Below are 17051 nucleotides of genomic sequence, written 5' to 3' on the forward strand. Positions count from 1 at the left end.
GTCCAGGCGCCCCACCAGGGTGCGTTGGCCCGACCCGTTGAACTCGACACGCTCCGCCACGTCGCCCTCCCTCACGTTCGGCGCACGCAGCTGTCTGCTGACTCGGTCGCCGGACGTGCTGGGAACCCGGGAGCGCGTCCCTGGTGTTCCCGATGCGATGTCCGAATCGGATAGGCGGCCCGTTGCTGCTGCGTGGTGGTCACACGTCGGGCATGGCAGGGTCCCTGGCGACCCGGCATGAAGCCAGATAGCCGATGCTCGACACGACGTAGGGGATCAGATAGTTGGCCGCGACGCGCAGCAGAGTCGGGGCGCTGAGATCGCCCGACGCGATGACGGTCGCCTGGTTGACCAGGGTGAGCACGGTGCCGACCACGAGGGCGATCCGTGAGGCGGTGGCGAAGGTGGCGCCGCGACAGATCAGCAGCGTGGCCTCGAGGGGCGTGCTCCAGGCCAGCTCGGCCGCGGTGCGCCGTGAGGCCGGCCCGACCGGGGGTGTTGGTCCAGTGGCCGAGTCGGGCTGCGCCGTGGTCGGCGGGTGGGGTCGGCGCAATGTGACGTGCCCGGCGATGACGCGTTGGGTGGCGCTGATCCCGACGATGGCAGCCCAGACCCAGGCGATCTGGCCGGCGTAGCCGGGCAGGATGCACCACAGCGAGTGCACGATCACTGTCTCGGTGCCCTCGGCGAGGCCACCGAGGAAGGACAGGGAGCGTCCGTCGTCGATTGGCGTTCCTCGGCGTTCGGCGATGGAGGAGAAGGCCAAGAAGGCTGCGCCGTTGGCGTAGTAGGCCAGCAGCACGAGCAGGAAGGGCAGCATGCTCGCGCCGGTTCCGACTGCTACGCCGACGACGAAGCTGCCGTAGACGACGAAGTCGGCGGTGATGTCGAGGAACCCGCCGGCGTCACCGTCGTCGGGTGTGCCGGCGGCGCGGCGGCGCCGGGCCAGTGGTCCGTCGAGCCCGTCGAGGAGGCGTGACGCCAGCCAGAGCCCCAGTGCGATCCACCACGCGGCGCGAGCGGCCGTGACCGCGCCGGCGACCCCGGTGAGGAGGCCGAGCACGGTGAGCCGGTCTGGGGTGATGCCGGGCCTGTCGAGCAGCGCGGCCACCCGATCAAGGGGTCCGGCCAGGGCGCGGCGAGCGCGGGTGTCCAGCATCAGGCGGCGCTGTCTGCGCGGGAGGGCTCGGCAACGCCGTCAATTGACCCTCTGCGGTGGCGGCGGGCGGCGATCGCGCCGATGACGGTGAGCGCGAGGAATGCCGCGACCGCGGCTGCGAACTCCCAGGACCCGGGCTCGGTGCCGTAGGCGCCGAGCGCGACGTAGGCGAACGTGCCCGGGATGATCCCGAGGGCTGTGCCGAGCAGATAGGGGCCGAACCGGATGGCGGTCAGGCCGGCGGCGTAGTTGATGACGGTGAAGGGGATGACCGGGATCAGCCGGACCACGACGATCGCGGCGACGCCGTGCCGGTCGACGAGGTCATCGAGGCGGTCGAGGTGTTTGCCGGCCAGGCGGGCCACCGTGTCGCGGCCGAGCCAGCGGCCGAGCCAGAACGCCGCGATGGCGCCGAGCAGGGCACCCACCATGACCAGGCCCACGCCAGGCAGCAGACCCCAGGCCAGACCCGCAGCGATGCTCAGCACCCCCTTGGGTACGACCAGCAGGCTGCAGATCACGTAGCCGACGACGAAGGCGGCCACGCCGGGCAGTCCGCTCGTGCTGATGGAGCTCCGCAGCGCGTCGGGGTCCGGGATCCCGATCCAGCGCGCGAGCACCACGCCGCTGACGAGCAGTCCGGTGAGCAGGGCGAGGCGCAGCCACGCCCCGAGGCCCAAAGTTCGCACAGGATCCCTTCCATATCGATGGTTCGTGCTGGGAAGGCTTCGAGGTGCCCACCGTGTTCCCGACACGACCGACTATCTCCACGCGAGGGAGCACGACGTGCCCGGTACCGCCTCAGCTCGCCGCCAGGGCAAGGCCCGACGGCTGCAGCTCGTCGTGCTCGTCGCGGGTGTCGGTCTGCTCGCGAGCGCGTGCTCCGCCGCCGTGGCCACGCCGGATCAGCCGACATCGCGGCCATGGTCCCAGGTGCTCGACGCCGCCAAGGGGCAGACGGTGTCGCTGTGGATGTGGGGAGGCGACCCGCAAGGCAACGCCTACGTCGATGACGTCCTGGCACCGGCCGCCGCCAAGCTCGGCATCACCCTCACCCGGGTCCCGATCACCGACACCAAGGACGCGATCAACCGCGTGCTGACCGAGAAGCAGGCTGGTCGTACGGATGGCGCGGTGGATCTCGTCTGGGTCAACGGCGACAACTTCGCCACCGGCCGGCAGGCCGACCTGTGGGCGTGCGGATGGGCGGACCACCTGCCCAATGCGGCCTTCACCGCGCCGGGGGACCCGCTGCTGGCCCGGGACTTCGGTACGCCCGTCGACGGGTGCGAGGCACCGTGGAGCAAGGCGCAGTTCACCTTCGTCTACGACTCGGCGCGGGTCAGCGACCCGCCCCACTCGATGGCCGGCCTGCTGGCCTGGGCCAAGGCTCACCCCGGCCGGTTCACCTACCCCGCGCCGCCGGACTTCACCGGCTCGGTGTTCGTCCGGGAGGCGCTCTACGCCACCGCCGGCGGCTACGCCACGGTCCCCGCCGACTACAGCCAGGCCGCCTACGACCAGGTCACGCCGCTGCTGTGGACGCAGCTGTCGGCGCTCACTCCTTCACTGTGGCGGGCGGGGCAGACCTATCCGAAGGATTCCGTGCAGCTCGACAGCCTCTTCGCCGGCGGTCAGGTCGACTTCACCATGACCTACGGTCCGGCGACGCTGACCAGTCTGGTCGCCAAGGGCACGTTCCCGAAGACCACGCGCGTGCTGAACCTGGACGAGGGCACGGTCGGCAACGCCAGCTTCCTCGCCATCCCGTCGACCTCCGGTCATCAAGACGCCGCCCAGGTCGTGGCGAACCTCGCACTGTCCCCGGAGCAGCAGGTCGCCAAGGCCGACCCGAGCGTGTGGGGGCAGTTCACCGTGCTCGACCCGGCGCTGCTCCCCGCGACGCAGGCGGCCGCCTTCGCTGCGCTCCCGGCCTCCCCGGTCGTCCCGGCGTACGCGGTGCTGGCCCGCAACGCGAACCCGGAGCTGTCCGCGGCCTGGGTCGCGAAGCTCGATGACGGGTGGCGCCGCCAGGTGCTGGCAGGTGGTGGATGAGGCGCTCCCTCGTCCTGATCCTCCCCGCAGCCGTCCCCACGGCGCTGGTCCTCGGGGTCGGGCTGAGCATGGTGGTCGCGCAGAGCATCGGGCTGGTGCCGGTGGTGGGGCAGGCGCGCCCGAGCCTGGACGCCTACCGCGACGCGGTGTCGACGGAGAGCCTGTGGTCCTCCTTGCTCCTCAGCCTGTCGATCGCGACGGCCGCGACAGTGCTGGCGCTCACGGTCGGCCTGGCCACCGCGCTCGCCGTTCGGGCCACTCGGGTCGGCGGTCGGATCCTGTCCGGGCTGGCGACCCTGACCATCCCCGTCCCGCACCTGATCGGCGCAGCGGCGATCGGTCTGCTGCTGTCGGACTCGGGGATCATCGCCCGGCTGACTGGAGCGGCGCCGGGGGAGTTCCCGCAGATCGTGGCCGGGCCGTGGTGGGCGGCGGTGGTCCTCGAGTTCGGCTGGAAGGAGTCCGCGTTCGTCGCCCTGGTGGTCGTCAGCGTCCTGGCGTCCAGCGCCGACCAGCTCGACGAGACGGCGGCCGTGCTCGGCGCCGGTCCGTGGAGCCGGCTGAAGTACGTCACCCTCCCGCTGGCGGCACCGGGACTGCTCATCGCGGGGGCGGTGTCCTTCGTGTATGTGCTCGGCTCCTACGAGGTGGCCTGGTTGCTCGGCCGCGCCTACCCAGAACCCCTCCCCGTCCTGGCCTACCGCCTGTTCACCTCGACTGATCTGACCGCACGACCTGAGGCGCTCGCGGTGGCGACGATCACCGTCCTTGTCTGCGCGATCATCGGCGCGGGAGCGCTGCCCGCAGTGCGCCGCTCGATGGAGCCGGTATGAGACCGCGGACGAGACGTGGCCGGGCGCTGGCGCGGTCGGGTCAGGCGACTCTCGGGCTGTGGTTCGTCCTGCCACTCGTCCCGCTGCTGCTGTGGGCCGCGGCGCGTCGCTGGTCCTACCCCGACGTGGTGCCGTCCTCATGGGGACCCGAGGGGTTCGTCGCGGCCCTCAACGATGGCGCGGGCCCGGCGTTCGCGACATCGCTGGTCCTCGGCCTGCTCACTGCCGGTCTTGCCGTCCCGGCAGGTGCGATGGCCGCGCACGCGCTCGCCGTCGACCCGCCGCCGGCGGCGCGCACGATCACGGTCCTTCTGCTCGCCCCGGTGTTCGTACCGCCGTTCGTTGTGGTGATGGGTCTCAACGTGGTCCTGCTGCGGGCTCATGTCCCACCACTGTTCGGCATCGCGCTGATCCTGATGGTGACGGCGATCCCCTACACGACCTTCGTGATGCGTTCGGCGTACGCCGGCTACGACCGCGCCATCGAGGACGAGGCGCGCACCCTCGGCGCGGACCCGCGGTCGGTCCTGCTGCGCGTGCGGATACCGCTGCTCGCCAGGCCGCTGAGCGCGGCAGCTCTGCTGGCGTTCCTGGTCGGGTGGAGCGACTACATCGTCACCCTGTTGGTGGGCGGCGGCCAGGTAGTGACCGTGCCGCTGAAGGTCGCCAGCGCGGCGTCCGGTACCGGCAACGATGCGGTGCTGGCGGCCCTGTCGGTCGCCGCAGTGGGGCCGCCGCTCCTGCTGCTCTTGGTCGTGGGCCTCCTGGCCCGCCCGGCGCGCGCCCCACGTTCGGCGCAGACTGTCTCGACTGCGCCTTCCGAGCTCGAGCTGACAGGAGCCAACCGATGACCGCCACGCTTCACGTGACGGGATTGCGCAAGCAGTACCCAGGCTCGGCCGCGGCGGCGCTAGCCGGGCTGGATCTCACCGTGAGCTCGGGAAGCTGTGTTGCTTTGCTCGGCCCTTCCGGATCGGGGAAGACGACCGCGCTGCGGCTGATCGCCGGCCTTGATGCCCCCGATGGTGGCGACGTACGCGTCGGCGGAGTCAGCGTCCTTCAACTACCGCCCGAGCGCCGCGGCATGGCGATGGTCTCCCAACGCCCGCTCCTGTTCCCGCACCTCACCGTGCTCGACAACGTGGCGTTCGCCGCGCGCATGGCCGGAGCGTCACGCCGCGCCGCGCGCAGTGCAGCGTCCCGCTACCTCGAGCTCGTCCAGCTCGGCGCACTCGCCCAGCGGCGCCCGGCCACGCTGTCCGGCGGGCAGGCCCAGCGGGTCGCCCTGGCACGCGGACTCGCGGCAGAGCCGTCCGTGCTCCTGCTCGACGAGCCGTTCAGCGCCCTCGACCCGTCGCTGCGCACCGACATGCACCAGCTCGTCATGGAGGTCCGGGCCATCCTCGAGCCCACCATCCTCCTCGTCACCCACGACCAGCAGGAGGCAACGACCCTGGCCGATTCGATCGCGATCGTGGTCGAGGGCCGCCTCCTCCAGCACGCGGGGCAGCAGGAGCTCTTCGGCAGTCCGGCGTCCCTGGAGGTGTATCGGTTCCTCGGTGGCCTCAACGAGATTCCCGGCGTCCTGCTCGGTGCTGGCCACAGATCGGCACTAGGGGTCTTGTCGACGCCGCTAGCAGTTGGTTTCCATGACGGACCAGCCGTGCTCGCGATCCGCCAAGAATCGGTTGGAGTGGTCGCTGCTGATGACCCGGACGCCGACGTCGTCGGCGTGGTTGCACGGGTGAGCCCGCGCGGCCCGCGAACGCTTCTGGAGGTCACGACGACGGCTGGCCCGCTCTTCGCGGAACTACCGGCCGGACATGGCGTCGGTGTCGGCGCAGTCGTGGGTCTCGTCCTGCCGATGGCCGCGCGGCTGGTCGTTCTCGAGTCAGGGGAGACACGTCGCGAGCGCGTCGCGGCCGCTCAGGTCAGAGACGGGCCGCCCTCGCATGAGACCGAAGTTCTGGCCGGCGCGGAACTGGCATCCGATCACAGCTCGACCAGCGATCGTGCGTGAGCGGAAGTCATCGATCTGGCGTCGCTGGTCCGTCACGGGTCTCGAGCAGGTCCTTGAGTCGACTGAGGTCCTTCTGGTTGGCCCTCCTCATCGCCACGGCCATGGCCTGACCGGTGACGGCCGCGAAACCCGACGGCTCGCCCTGGTTGCGCAGGGTCATTGTGGTCGACCCGTCGCCCTGGTCGTGCCACTCGTAGGTGGTCTGCATCGAGAACGGACCCTGGCTGGTCCGCATCGTCAGCCGCACACCCGCCACGTAGTCGACGACCTCGTAGGTATAGGACAGCCGGCGTCCGAGGAACCTGGCCTGGAACGCCATCCGGGACCCGACACCGACCGGTGATGGGGTGAGCCATTCCACCGCGTCGATGTTGGCGTACCAGTCGGGAGCGTTCGAGGGGTCAGCTGCGAAGGCCGACACGACGTCCGGGGGTCGGTGGATGGTGATCCGGGTCAGCACGTCGACAGGCATCCCTGGCTCCGATCACAAGCGGTAGTCACGCGGAACGGCCAGTCGGAATCATGACCGGTCCACATCGAGTGTGGCATTACCCCGGCGACGTCTCTCCCGAACTGCGACGAGTCGGTGTCGGCGGATCCATATCGCGACCTAGCCATGCTTTGCCACGATCGCGTCCCAGCGAATCGCTGCACTGCCGAAGGGACGTCGTTGTGTTTGCGTCAGCGAACGACCGGGCCACCGGGCGGATTCCGCCTGGTGACCCGGCCGGTTGACACGTGCTGTTCTCCGCACACGATCACCGTGCCGTGAGCGTCCTCAGCGGTCGTGGTGCCCGGACCTCACATTGAAGGTCACCGACGCCATGGCCATCGGCATGACGGGCATGTGGTCGTTGCCGACGAGCACGGCCGTGAACGTGTGCGGGCCGGAGTTCAGGCCCTTGAGAGACACGGTCTGGGTCGCGTCGCTGGCCATGGTCATCATGTGCGGCATCATGCTCATCGGGTCCATCGCACCCATGGGCAGGTCGACGAAGATGTGCCAGTGTCCCTCGCCGGCGACGTTCGGCTTCCCGTAGCAGTCGCCGCAGAGGACGAAGTTCCTGATATCGGCGGTGAGCGTGAACGAGCTGCCCCGGATGGTGGATCCTGGCGCGGGGCTCACGAGCGCGATGGTCGCTGCCTCGGTGCCGGTGTAGCCCGCGGGCTCGGGCAGGAACGGTCCCGCGTAGGTGAACGGGACGTTCACGGCTGCGCTCATCACTTCGCTGTGGTCGTTCCACGCGGGGACGACGGTGAGCACGTGGCTTCCGGGCTGGACCCCGACCATGGAGATCGTGTCCCGGTTGCCGTTGCGGACGGAGGGTGACATGTCGATCAGGTGTCCGTCGATGATCGTATGGAAGTGACCGACGCCCGGGATCAATGGTGTGCCGGCGTAGCGCGCGTCCAGCTGGAATCCGGCCCATCGCACGTAGATGGGCATGACGGAATCCGTGACCACCTCCCCGACAGCGGGCTCGACGACCGTGAGCGACACCTGCCGGTGCTCGCTGTGCTTCGCGCTGTCGTCTGTCGCGCTCGCCGTGGCGATGCCGGCTGTGAGCGGGGCGACGAGCGCCATCGCGACGAGACCTGCCTTCAGGGCAGACATTCGGAGCCTTCGATTCCCGTTCATTCTGCGGGCCTTTCGGTAGTCGGGCGAGCAACCGTGTGGGAACTCGCGACGGGAACCCGTCGGGCAGGGCGCCCCATTCCCGTTGGTGGAGTTGGGAATCCGGCGATCACCCCATCGCTGGGACGATCGAAGGCGTGAGGGCAGAACCATTGACCCTGCTGGCTACTCGCACATGGGGGTCGGTGTTTGCGCGGTCGGAGCGGGTCGTCGTTTGGACTTCTCCGAGCGGTGGTCAGCGAGGTGTTGCTGCGTATCCCGGGGCGGAGCCGGACCTGACCTCGATGAGCGGGAGAAGTTGACGCAGCTGGGCATTTTCCTCGAGGTCGAGCACCGAGTGCTGCGCGCATGCGGGGACGAGCAGGTCTGAGTCGGGGTGGGCCATCGTGTACACGCAGGCCTGAAGTCGCTCCTGCGTCGCACGGATTGTCGGGTCCTCGCTGATCACACCGTCTTGAAGGAGCCGCCAAGCGGGGGCGACGTCGCTCGCGTCCATGAAGCTGTGCATGACGAAGGTCATCGGCCGCACTCCATTGCGCACCATGGCGATGGGTCCTCCGGCGCGGCGCACCAGCCGGACGCCGTACCGGAGCGCGACGCCCGACGCGCGGGGGTGACTGAGGGCAGCACGAGTGGCCTTCATGGCGGCCTGCCAGGCCGGGATGCCGCCCAGGACGGCACCACCGAGATGGGCGAAGAACGCGTCGCGGGCAGCGAGGTCGACGGCGGATTCGTCGTCGAGGAGCGGAACCCAACGGGCACCGACCAGGATCCCGTACGCGGTCCGGTTGCACCGGGGATCACCCATCTGGACCGCGGCGTGCGGCAGTCGCGTGCCCGCACCGGCCTCGATCTCCGCCCATACGGCATCGGCCGTGACCTCGCGGAACCCTTCGCGCCATCGGCGGTCATCGCCGACGAACGCGGCCGGCTGGAAGGACAGCATCGAGTAGCCCATCGGCACGGTGTCACGCACCAGCTGGGCCACCTGATCGAGGTTCGAGGGCGTCACCGTCATGTTGTGCGCCAGGTACGAGGTCACTCCGTGCTCACGGCGCAGCCGGGTGAACATGTCCGCGAACGCAGCCCGATACGGGTTCAGCTCCGACTCCGACCTCGGACGCGGGATCCCACGTCGACCGCGCATCAGCGAGTCGAAGTGCGCCGCGAACGAGAGCTTGGCGAATCGCGGGAGCCCGTCGGGGCCGAGAGCGAGACTGCGCAGGTAGTCGTAGTCGAAGTCGCCGTGGGTCATGCTCATCGGCTCACGGCCATGGGCGCGCATGGCGAGGAGCGTCTCGGCGTGGTCATCGGGGGTCAGCAGGGACACCTCACCCCCGATGAGCTGCGCGTGCGCGCGCGAGCCGCGGCGCTTGCGCAGGTAGGCCATCTGCTTCGCGACCTCTCGCACCGTGTGGGAGCCATCCACTCGGACCTTGTTCGCGTCGCTGGAGTGGTAGCAGGGGGAACACGTGAGGTTGCACTGGGGGAAGACGCCGTGGGTACCCTCGCAGCCGATCGCGAACCGGCCCACCAGCTGGTTCGCCGTCTTCACACCGTCGGGGAGCTCGTCCCACCGCTCGGCCATGATCGAGCGGCGCTCAGGGTCCACGGGGCGGGTCAGGTTCTCCCAGCGGTGCAGTGCGCGGCGAGCACGAGCGAGCAGACCGGGTGCCTCGGACATGCAGGGCCTTCCAGCAGGTCGACTCCAGCCGAGTCGGGTCTGCATCGAAACCCGCCGACGCGCCTCAACCCTTCCCGGCCAGCTCGGTCATCTTCACCCGCTCAGGGGCCCTCGCTGTCCAGGGCACGGTCCAGCGCGAGACGTACCCGGCGGACCGCCTCGTCATCGGGTTCCAGGGTGGCGCCGAGGTGCTCAAGCGACCGGTGCAGCGCGCGGTACTCCTCGGCCAGGCCGGTGCAGCGCTCGCAGCCCCGCAGGTGCTCCTCCACCTGGGCCACCTCGGCCGTCGTGAGCGGCGCCGACGGGTCACGGTCTAGGAACCGCTGGAGGCGCCGCCGCGTGCGGCGGCATTCGAGCATCCGCGGGATCGACATCGACATCACGAGAACCTCCCGGAGGAGCGTAGGTGCTTGCGCATGCGGTCCCGAGCCCGACTCAGTCGGGACATGACCGTCCCGACCGGGATACCCAGAGCCTCAGAGCATTCGGCGTAGGTGAGTCCGTGGATGTCCACCATGATCAGAACGGCACGGAAGCGGGGGTCGAGGGACGCCACCGCGGTTTCGACGTCGGGTTCCAGCACCTCGGCGAGGACCGATTCATCGGCCGTCTCGGGGCGGTTGGCCCCGAACGCGGGCCTCGGGTTGGACAGCACGTCCCAGCTCTCGACCAGGTCGGGCCGGGTTCTTCGGTGCAGGTTGGACGAGGTGTGTCGCAGGATCGTGAGCAACCAGGCTCGAGGGTGCGCGCCGTCGAAGCGGTCGAGGGCTCGGTAGGCACGGATCAGTGTCTCCTGCACGAGATCCTCGGCGTCGGCCGCGGAGCTGGTGAGCGTCCGGGCCACCCGCAGCAGCACCGGGATCTCGGGCTCGACGTACAGCGCGAACGCGGCCGCTCGATCCTTCTCGGGCGTCGCGCCGACCTCCTGCATGGTGGTCAGTATGCCCCGTGCGGTGGGCGGGAACTCCGCTCGAGCAAGTGTGGGCTGGCCCACGGTGGGCGACCGGATCACGACCTAGTCTGCCCTCGTGGAGCGACTCATCGAGTTCATCATCGCCATCCCCCTCGTCGCCTATCCGATCCTGCTGGCGGTGGGCACTTGGCGCGGCAAGGTCCGGCTGTACAAGTGCACGGTCGACGCACGACACGACCTGCGGATGCGCGCCGCCTTCCCGGAGATGGATGAGCAGAGCTGCCCCGTCATCCCCCTGCGAGAGGGGACGCTCGTGGACCATGACGACCGCACCTGACCTGGGCGCCGTCCCGCTGCTCACCCCTACGGGGCAGCCGAGCTCCCTCGAACCGTTCCGCGGGTCCTGGCTCGTGGCGCAGCTCGTCCGGTACTTCGGTTGCCTGCCCTGCCAGGAATGGCTCATCGAGCTGGACCGGCAGAGACCGCGGTTCGAAGCGCACGGCGCCACCGTCGTCGCGATCGGTGGTTCGGCGGACTACCAGGCCCGCTGGCTGATGCAGGAACGTGGCGTCACGATGCCCCTGCTCCTCGACCCCGACCAACGAGTCCGTGACGCGGTCGGGCTCGGTGACCCCCTGGGCTGGAGGATGCTCGACCCCCGTGGCGTCGCCTCCTACGCGCGAACCATGACGCACGGGTTCCGACCCCAGCGGATCACCCGAGACACGGTTCGTTCGCCGGGCGTCGTGATCCTCGATCCGGGGCTGGTACCGCGCTGGCAGTTCCTGGGCCGCCGGATCGGCGACTACCCCGCCCACTCATCCGTCGAGTCGGCTCTGGGATCACGGGTCCGTGGGATCTGACAGCGAACATCCGCCGCGAGTGTGTGGCAGCCCACAGAACTGGGAACTGCGTCGACGCACCATGGCATCGCGTCCGGGTCTCGCCACAGGTCGAGTCACCCGGACGTCCAGCGTGCCGCACGCGCGTCACCTGGCCGGATCCCGGGAATGCCGAGCATCGCTCGCCGGGTTCGGTATCGACCGACCAACCTGAGGAGCGCGGATGACGATGACCACCACCGCATCGCGGCGACGGCTTCTGCTGGCGTCCTTGGCCCTGTCGGGGCTGTTGCTGACCGCCTGCGGCAGTGCAACGGGTTCGACGAGCGGGCAGAGCGACCATTCGATCCCGCCGACTAGCGCCGCGCCGGTCATCGGTCCCACGGCCCTTGCGGCTCCGTCGACCCAGGCTCCGGCCGCCCTCCAGTTCGGCGGCGCCACGCTGGACGGTGCCGCGTTCTCCGGTGCGACCCTGGCGGGCAAGCCGGTGGTGCTGTGGTTCTGGGCGCCGTGGTGCACCATCTGCCGCGGCGAGGGCCCCGACATCGCCAAGCTCAGTGCCGAGTACTCCGGACGGGTCCAGTTCGTCGGGATCCCGGGGCTTGGGTCGGTGGAGGAGATGAAGGGCTTCGTGTCCGACACCGGAACCGGCGACTTCAGCCACGTATCGGACCTGGACGGCTCGCTGTGGGCGCGTTTCGGGGTCCCGGCTCAACCATCCTTCGTCTTCGTCACCCGGCAGGGCGATGCGCAGCGGTTCATCGGCGGGATGAGCGCGGACGACCTGCGCAGCGTGCTCGACAAGCTCGTCGCGGCGTAGGCACCCGATGGAGACCGGGCTGCTGGCCCTAGCGCTCGTAGCGGGCGCGGTAGCGGCCTTCAACCCCTGCGGTTTCGCGCTGCTCCCCGCCTACCTGACCGTGCTGGTGGCCCAGTCGGGCTCGGCACGGCCCGCCGACGGGGCCGGGGGAGAGCGGTCGGCTGCCGTGCTGCGCGCCCTGCGGTTCTCCGCCGGGATGACGATCGGGTTCGTCGCGGTGTTCGGTCTGTTCGGTCTGGTGCTCACTCCGCTGGCCTTGTCCCTGGAGCGGTATCTGCCCTTCGTCACCGTCGTCATCGGGATCGGGCTGATCGGACTCGGGGGGTGGCTGCTGGCCGGTCACTCGCTGCGGATCCCCGCCCTGGCCGGGCGGGGGCAGGGCCCGACGGCTGCGTGGGGCTCCCAGGTGGCGTACGGCGTCGGGTTCGCCCTCGCGTCGCTGTCCTGCACGCTGGCGCCCTTCCTCGCCGTCACTACTGCCGCCGCGCGGTCGGGGAGCGTCGCGTCCGGTGTGCTGGTGTTCGTCACCTACGCGGTGGGGATGGGCATCGTCGTGCTCGTCCTGGCCGTCGGCGTGGCGACCGCGGGAGCGTCGGCGGCGACGCGGATGCGGCGAGCCGGGCCGCGCATCATGCGCTTCAGCGGGCTCCTGCTGGTCGTCGCCGGCGCGTATGTCGCCTGGTACGGCGTGTTCGAGATCCGGGTGCTTGCCGGCGATGCGACGTCGGATCCGGTGGTCGGTGCCGCCACCCAGATCCAGTCGGCGATCACCCGTGCGGTGGCGTCGGTTGGCCCCTTGCCACTTGTGCTTCTTGGCGTAGGCGTCGTCGTCATCGTGGCAGCGGTCCTGGCGAGACGGCGTCAGGGCGCACGGTCATGAGCCCGTGGCGCGGGGGCGGTACGAGCCCTTAGCGCCGGACGGCTACCGTGCGACGGATGGCCAGGGGGAGCTGGCCCCCGGGGCGTGCGTGACGGCTCAACCGCGTCGCGGCCTCGCGCCGACGGTCGTCGCCGACGTGGGGCAGGTAGAGCGCGTCGACGGCGAGCAGCGCGTCGTCCTCGGACTCCAACGGGTGCACGAAGCGCAGCGCCGCGTCCGAGGTGATGTCGAGACCGGCCCCGTGAAGAATCCGCCGCAATCCTCGGCCACTGAAGCGCTGCGGCATCTCGGGAAGATGACGCAGTCCCGCGAGCAGCGGGATGGCCAGTCGCAGATCCGCAAGGCTGAAGGGGGTGCCCACCGGTCGGATGGTGGTGAAGATGCCTCCGGGGCGAAGGACCCGCGCGACCTCGGTGAGAGCGACCTCGATGGGTCGGAGCAGCATCACGGCCATCGAGCACACGACGACGTCGACACTGGCGCTCGGCAGTGGCAGCACCAGGGCGTCGGCACTCATCAGCGGCCCCCGGCCTCGCTCGGCCGCGTAGGCGAGCTCGGCAGCTGAGAGATCGACGCCGAGATAGTGGGTCGCGTCGAGGAGCAACGGATGCATGGGGGCGCTCCCGCACGCGAGGTCGAGGACATGACCGGGGTTCGCCCGCACCGAGGCCCGCAGCCACTGGTAGGGCGTCCCGACATCCGGGTGAGTTGCTCGGGTGAGCACGCGTTCGGTGATCCCAGCATGTGACGCGTGGTAGTCCTCGAGGTAGCGCGACCACTCGTCTGCGGATGATGACCGCTGGGCCTCGTCGCTGGGGCGTTCGGTCACGGCCGGCCGGTCGCGGCTCGTGACCGGTCACGATCGAGGTGCTCGAGGACCTGACGCCCGGACGGTTCGATCATCACCGTGCCGTCGTCGAAGACCACCGTCGGAACGGATTGGTTGCCGTCGTTGACTCGCACGACGAAATCCGCCGCGGAGCTGTCCTGCTCGATGTCGATCTCGCGGTAGGCGACCCCCGAACGGTCCAGGGCGGACTTGAGCCGGATGCAGTCACCGCACCAGGTCGTGCTGTAGATGGTCATCGCCGCGTTGCGAGTCGACACTGCTCGTCCTCCGGTTCGGTGGTGCGTATGTCCTGGCCAGGGAACCCGCGAGCTCCGCCGCGGCATTCCCATCGCGGCGTCCCCGGCGCGTCGACGCGCCGGCTGCTGGTCAGCCCGCCGCGTCTCGGGGGCTGAACGAGCGGCCGTGGTCCGAGCACGTGCACGGTCCCGGGTTGATGATGTGGCAGACGGTGTCGGGCAGGCAGTCGGCCGCGGCAAGGTCGACGGCCCGGGCCCGCAGCTCACGCAGGTCGCGGCGCAGCGACTGCAGGTCGCGGATTCGCTCGGTGAGCTGGTCGAGGTGATCGTCGAGCAGTTCGGTGGCCGCGGCACACGGTGTCCGGCCGTCGTCGCGGATCGCGAGCAGGTCGCGAATCTCGGCCAGGCTGAGCCCGATCGCCTGTCCGCTCCTGATGAACGTGAGCCGCGCCTCGGAGCTCTGGTCGTAGTCGCGGTACCCACTACTGGTTCGGGACGCCGCCAGAACGAGCCCGATTTCCTCGTAGTACCGCAGCGTCTTGGCCGTGATCCCGTGCCGGTGGGCGAGTTCACCGATCTTCATCACGCCACCTTGACCTTCCCGTCGACTGGAAGGTCCAAGGTACGTCCATGGACTATGACCTGCTCGTTATCGGATCCGGCTCGGCAGCCTTCGCCGCAGGGATCGAGGCCCGATCCCTCGGTGCCACGGTCGCGCTGATCGAGCGCGGCACCCTGGGAGGCACCTGCGTGAACGTGGGCTGTGTCCCGTCCAAGACGCTGCTGGCGGCGGCGCACGTGGCAGCGCGGGCCTCCGCGCACCCGTTCGAAGGGGTCGAGACCGAGCTTCGCCACGTCGACCTGGGCACGGTCGTGGCGCGTAAGGACGACCTGGTCGCCGGCCTCCGCCAGACCAAGTACGCCGACGTCGCCACAGCTCATGGGTTCGACGTGCTGTCGGGGGAGGCCCGATTCCTCGACGACCGCACCCTTGCCGTCGCCGACTTCACCTTGGCCATCAACTCGGTGGTGATCGCGACCGGCGCGGCACCTGCCGTGCCACCGATCCCCGGACTGGACTCGGTGGACTACCTGACGTCCACCACGGTGATGGAGCTGCAGGTGCTCCCTGCCAGCCTCGTCGTCATCGGTGCAGGCTTCGTCGGCACCGAGCAAGCTCAGCTCTTCGCCCAACTGGGGACCCGGGTCAGTCTCATCGGACCTCTGCTCACCGGCGCTGACCCGGATCTGGCGAACCTCCTGGACCAATCCCTTCGCGATGAGGGCATCACGCGGTGCGGAACCAAGGCTGTCCGTATCGACACAACGCCGGACGGCATCGTGGTCTGGTGCGAGGACGGCACGAGTGTGACGGGTGAGCACGTCCTGGTCGCGACGGGGCGGACGCCGCGAACCGCTGACCTCCAGCTCGACCACGCCGGCATCGCGGTGGACGACCGGGGGAGGGTCCGGATCAACGATGCCCTGCGCACGACCCATCCGCGTGTCTTCGCTGCGGGGGACGTCACGACCGCGCCTGAGTTCGTCTATGTGGCTGCGGTGATGGGTCGCACCGCAGCGCACAACGCGATCGCCGGGACAACCCGGGCGATGGACTACACCGGCCTGCCCCACGTGGCGTTCACCAGTCCGCAGCTGGCCTGGTGCGGTCCCAACGAGGCCGAAGCGATACGACTCGGTCACGCGGTCGAGACCCGGACCCTGGGCCTTGAGCAGGTGCCCCGTGCTCTGGTCAGCCGCGACACCCGGGGGGCCATCAAGCTCGTGGTCGCTGCTGACACCCACCAACTCCTCGGCGTCCACGTGCTGGCCGATCACGGGGGTGAGCTGCTCTATGCCGCCACGATCGCGATCAAGGCTGGTTGGACGGTCGAGCAGCTCGCCGACACGTGGGCCCCCTATCTGACGATGAACGAGGGACTCAAGCTTGCGGCCCAGAGCTTCCACAGCGACGTCGCAGCGATGTCCTGCTGCGCGGGGTGAGCATCATGCGCCGGACCGACCACCTGCGAGACGAGCCGATAGGTCGGGTCGGGCGGAGTCCGCGACCGGCGCTGCGTCCGAGCCCGTCGAGCTGGCCGACGGCGATGAAGGGGATGGTTGCCGCGACCGTGGTCCTCGTCTGCTGCGCGGGACCCGCGCTGTCGGCGGGCAGCGCGGTCGCGGTGCTCGGCTGGCTTGGCGCACGACCGCTCGGTGCGGTCATCGGCGTGGCTGTGGTCGCGGTCGTCTCAGCGCGGCTGCTCCACAACCGGCGTCGAATCGGCTCGCCGCATGGACGGCGAGATCCCGGCGGCTCAGCCCCATAACGGCCTGGTCTAGGCGACGCAGAGTGGGGACGGCCTCGGTGGTGTCCGCGAAGGGTGCCCGCGGACTCCACGCGCAGGGGACCGCCGACGGTGCAGCCGCGGGCGGTCGACGGGGCCGTCGGCACACGGCGACGACCGGAGTTCTGCCGGCGAAGCCGGAGCCGGAGAATGTGCCGGGGATCCGGGAAGGATCCCGGCGGACCGCCGGGTTTCCGATCGTGAAGGTTTCCATGACGGTCGTGCCTCGCATGATCACGTGCCGATGGGCGGCGCGTCGTCTGCAGCGGTATCTCGATCAAGATCCCTCTGGGCTGCTGCCCGACGACGACCTGCGTCGTCTCGAGGCACACCTAGCGACGTGCGAGAAGTGTCAAGGACTCGCCAGCGAGTACCGGTCGGTGTCCGGGATGCTGGCCCGGCTGTCGCTGACCTGCGAGCCGGATGCGGCGACCATCGAGCGCGTTCAGCAACGCTTCGAGCTCGTACTGGACGAGGAGTGAGTGTGGACACGGAGCTGGAGCACGACTGGGACCTGGCTGTGATCGGCGGTGGAACCGCCGGCATCGTCGGGGCCAAGACGGCGGCTGGACTCGGCGCGAGGGTCGTGCTCATCGAACGGCACAAGACCGGCGGAGACTGCCTCTGGACGGGCTGCGTACCGAGCAAGGCGCTGCTGGCGGCGGCGGGCAGCGCGGCCCAGGCGCGCGCCGCCGCGCGTCTAGGGGTGAAGGTCGCCGGGGTCGACGTCGACTTCCCGACGGTGATGCGCCACGTGCACTCCGCCATCGCCGCC

20 protein-coding genes are annotated in these 17051 nt (G+C 69.8%); 10 read left to right on the forward strand and 10 right to left on the reverse strand.

What is annotated here, in order from left to right; genetic code table 11:
• Nucleotides 1-199: 199 nt before the first annotated feature.
• Nucleotides 200-1159 (reverse strand): hypothetical protein, encoded by a 960-nt coding sequence (locus GC157_00500; protein ID MBI1375954.1) that lies wholly within the window; start codon nucleotides 1157-1159, stop codon nucleotides 200-202.
• Entirely contained in the window at nucleotides 1159-1914 is a 756-nt protein-coding gene (locus GC157_00505) for a TVP38/TMEM64 family protein (GenBank protein MBI1375955.1), read from the reverse strand. Before GC157_00505 ends, GC157_00500 begins: the two co-directional genes overlap by 1 nt.
• Between GC157_00505 and GC157_00510 the strand changes: the two genes are divergently transcribed.
• Genes GC157_00510 through GC157_00525 form a run of 4 tightly spaced genes read left to right on the forward strand, consistent with a single transcriptional unit; the run spans nucleotide 1727 to nucleotide 6067 of the window.
• Complete coding sequence (locus GC157_00510; GenBank protein MBI1375956.1) at nucleotides 1727-3214, forward strand: ABC transporter substrate-binding protein; 1488 nt, start codon at nucleotides 1727-1729, stop codon at nucleotides 3212-3214. The genes GC157_00505 and GC157_00510 overlap by 188 nt on opposite strands.
• Nucleotides 3211-4047 carry an ABC transporter permease subunit gene (locus GC157_00515; GenBank protein ID MBI1375957.1) on the forward strand — a complete coding sequence of 279 codons (837 nt, stop codon included), beginning with the start codon at nucleotides 3211-3213 and terminating at the stop codon, nucleotides 4045-4047. Before GC157_00510 ends, GC157_00515 begins: the two co-directional genes overlap by 4 nt.
• Nucleotides 4044-4898: an ABC transporter permease subunit gene (locus tag GC157_00520; protein ID MBI1375958.1), complete on the forward strand. Its 855-nt coding sequence runs from the start codon at nucleotides 4044-4046 to the stop codon at nucleotides 4896-4898. Before GC157_00515 ends, GC157_00520 begins: the two co-directional genes overlap by 4 nt.
• The gene (locus GC157_00525) at nucleotides 4895-6067 is read left to right on the forward strand and encodes an ATP-binding cassette domain-containing protein (GenBank protein ID MBI1375959.1); all 1173 of its coding nucleotides are present in this window, start codon (nucleotides 4895-4897) and stop codon (nucleotides 6065-6067) included. The genes GC157_00520 and GC157_00525 overlap by 4 nt, the downstream gene beginning before the upstream one ends.
• Before the next feature lie 7 nt (nucleotides 6068-6074).
• Here GC157_00525 and GC157_00530 read toward each other — a convergent pair whose 3' ends face one another.
• From GC157_00530 to GC157_00550, 5 genes are all read right to left on the reverse strand, one after another.
• The gene (locus GC157_00530; protein MBI1375960.1) at nucleotides 6075-6539 is read right to left on the reverse strand and encodes an ATPase; all 465 of its coding nucleotides are present in this window, start codon (nucleotides 6537-6539) and stop codon (nucleotides 6075-6077) included.
• Nucleotides 6540-6845: 306 nt separating this feature from the next.
• Nucleotides 6846-7652 carry a hypothetical protein gene (locus tag GC157_00535; GenBank protein MBI1375961.1) on the reverse strand — a complete coding sequence of 269 codons (807 nt, stop codon included), beginning with the start codon at nucleotides 7650-7652 and terminating at the stop codon, nucleotides 6846-6848.
• A 286-nt stretch (nucleotides 7653-7938) separates the two neighbouring features.
• Complete coding sequence (locus GC157_00540) at nucleotides 7939-9369, reverse strand: radical SAM domain-containing protein (protein MBI1375962.1); 1431 nt, start codon at nucleotides 9367-9369, stop codon at nucleotides 7939-7941.
• A gap of 119 nt (nucleotides 9370-9488) precedes the next feature.
• Nucleotides 9489-9767, reverse strand: a complete 279-nt coding sequence (locus tag GC157_00545; GenBank protein MBI1375963.1) for a zf-HC2 domain-containing protein — start codon at nucleotides 9765-9767, stop codon at nucleotides 9489-9491.
• Nucleotides 9767-10318: a sigma-70 family RNA polymerase sigma factor gene (locus tag GC157_00550; GenBank protein MBI1375964.1), complete on the reverse strand. Its 552-nt coding sequence runs from the start codon at nucleotides 10316-10318 to the stop codon at nucleotides 9767-9769. The genes GC157_00545 and GC157_00550 overlap by 1 nt, the downstream gene beginning before the upstream one ends.
• A gap of 97 nt (nucleotides 10319-10415) precedes the next feature.
• Between GC157_00550 and GC157_00555 the strand changes: the two genes are divergently transcribed.
• The 4 genes from GC157_00555 (at nucleotide 10416) to GC157_00570 (ending at nucleotide 12842) form a co-directional block, all read left to right on the forward strand.
• Nucleotides 10416-10637, forward strand: coding sequence for a hypothetical protein (locus tag GC157_00555; protein MBI1375965.1), 222 nt, complete (start codon nucleotides 10416-10418; stop codon nucleotides 10635-10637).
• Complete coding sequence (locus GC157_00560) at nucleotides 10570-11163, forward strand: redoxin domain-containing protein (protein ID MBI1375966.1); 594 nt, start codon at nucleotides 10570-10572, stop codon at nucleotides 11161-11163. The genes GC157_00555 and GC157_00560 overlap by 68 nt, the downstream gene beginning before the upstream one ends.
• A gap of 202 nt (nucleotides 11164-11365) precedes the next feature.
• Nucleotides 11366-11962, forward strand: a complete 597-nt coding sequence (locus GC157_00565) for a redoxin domain-containing protein (protein ID MBI1375967.1) — start codon at nucleotides 11366-11368, stop codon at nucleotides 11960-11962.
• 7 nt (nucleotides 11963-11969) lie between these two features.
• Nucleotides 11970-12842 carry a cytochrome c biogenesis protein CcdA gene (locus tag GC157_00570; protein ID MBI1375968.1) on the forward strand — a complete coding sequence of 291 codons (873 nt, stop codon included), beginning with the start codon at nucleotides 11970-11972 and terminating at the stop codon, nucleotides 12840-12842.
• A gap of 28 nt (nucleotides 12843-12870) precedes the next feature.
• Here the strand turns inward: GC157_00570 and GC157_00575 are convergent, their stop codons facing one another.
• The 3 genes from GC157_00575 to GC157_00585 all read right to left on the reverse strand — a co-directional run bounded on the left by GC157_00575 (nucleotide 12871) and on the right by GC157_00585 (nucleotide 14511).
• Nucleotides 12871-13671, reverse strand: coding sequence for a methyltransferase domain-containing protein (locus GC157_00575; protein ID MBI1375969.1), 801 nt, complete (start codon nucleotides 13669-13671; stop codon nucleotides 12871-12873).
• Complete coding sequence (locus GC157_00580; GenBank protein ID MBI1375970.1) at nucleotides 13668-13928, reverse strand: mycoredoxin; 261 nt, start codon at nucleotides 13926-13928, stop codon at nucleotides 13668-13670. Before GC157_00580 ends, GC157_00575 begins: the two co-directional genes overlap by 4 nt.
• A gap of 130 nt (nucleotides 13929-14058) precedes the next feature.
• Nucleotides 14059-14511: a MerR family DNA-binding protein gene (locus GC157_00585; protein MBI1375971.1), complete on the reverse strand. Its 453-nt coding sequence runs from the start codon at nucleotides 14509-14511 to the stop codon at nucleotides 14059-14061.
• A gap of 47 nt (nucleotides 14512-14558) precedes the next feature.
• Between GC157_00585 and merA the strand changes: the two genes are divergently transcribed.
• Both merA and GC157_00595 read left to right on the forward strand, forming a co-directional pair.
• On the forward strand, nucleotides 14559-15932 hold the full coding sequence (merA, locus tag GC157_00590) for a mercury(II) reductase (protein ID MBI1375972.1): 1374 nt from the start codon (nucleotides 14559-14561) through the stop codon (nucleotides 15930-15932).
• A gap of 544 nt (nucleotides 15933-16476) precedes the next feature.
• Nucleotides 16477-16758 carry a zf-HC2 domain-containing protein gene (locus tag GC157_00595; GenBank protein ID MBI1375973.1) on the forward strand — a complete coding sequence of 94 codons (282 nt, stop codon included), beginning with the start codon at nucleotides 16477-16479 and terminating at the stop codon, nucleotides 16756-16758.
• Nucleotides 16759-17051 lie beyond the last annotated feature (293 nt).

Source organism: Frankiales bacterium (genome assembly GCA_016125335.1).
GTDB lineage: Bacteria > Actinomycetota > Actinomycetes > S36-B12 > CAIYMF01 > Longivirga.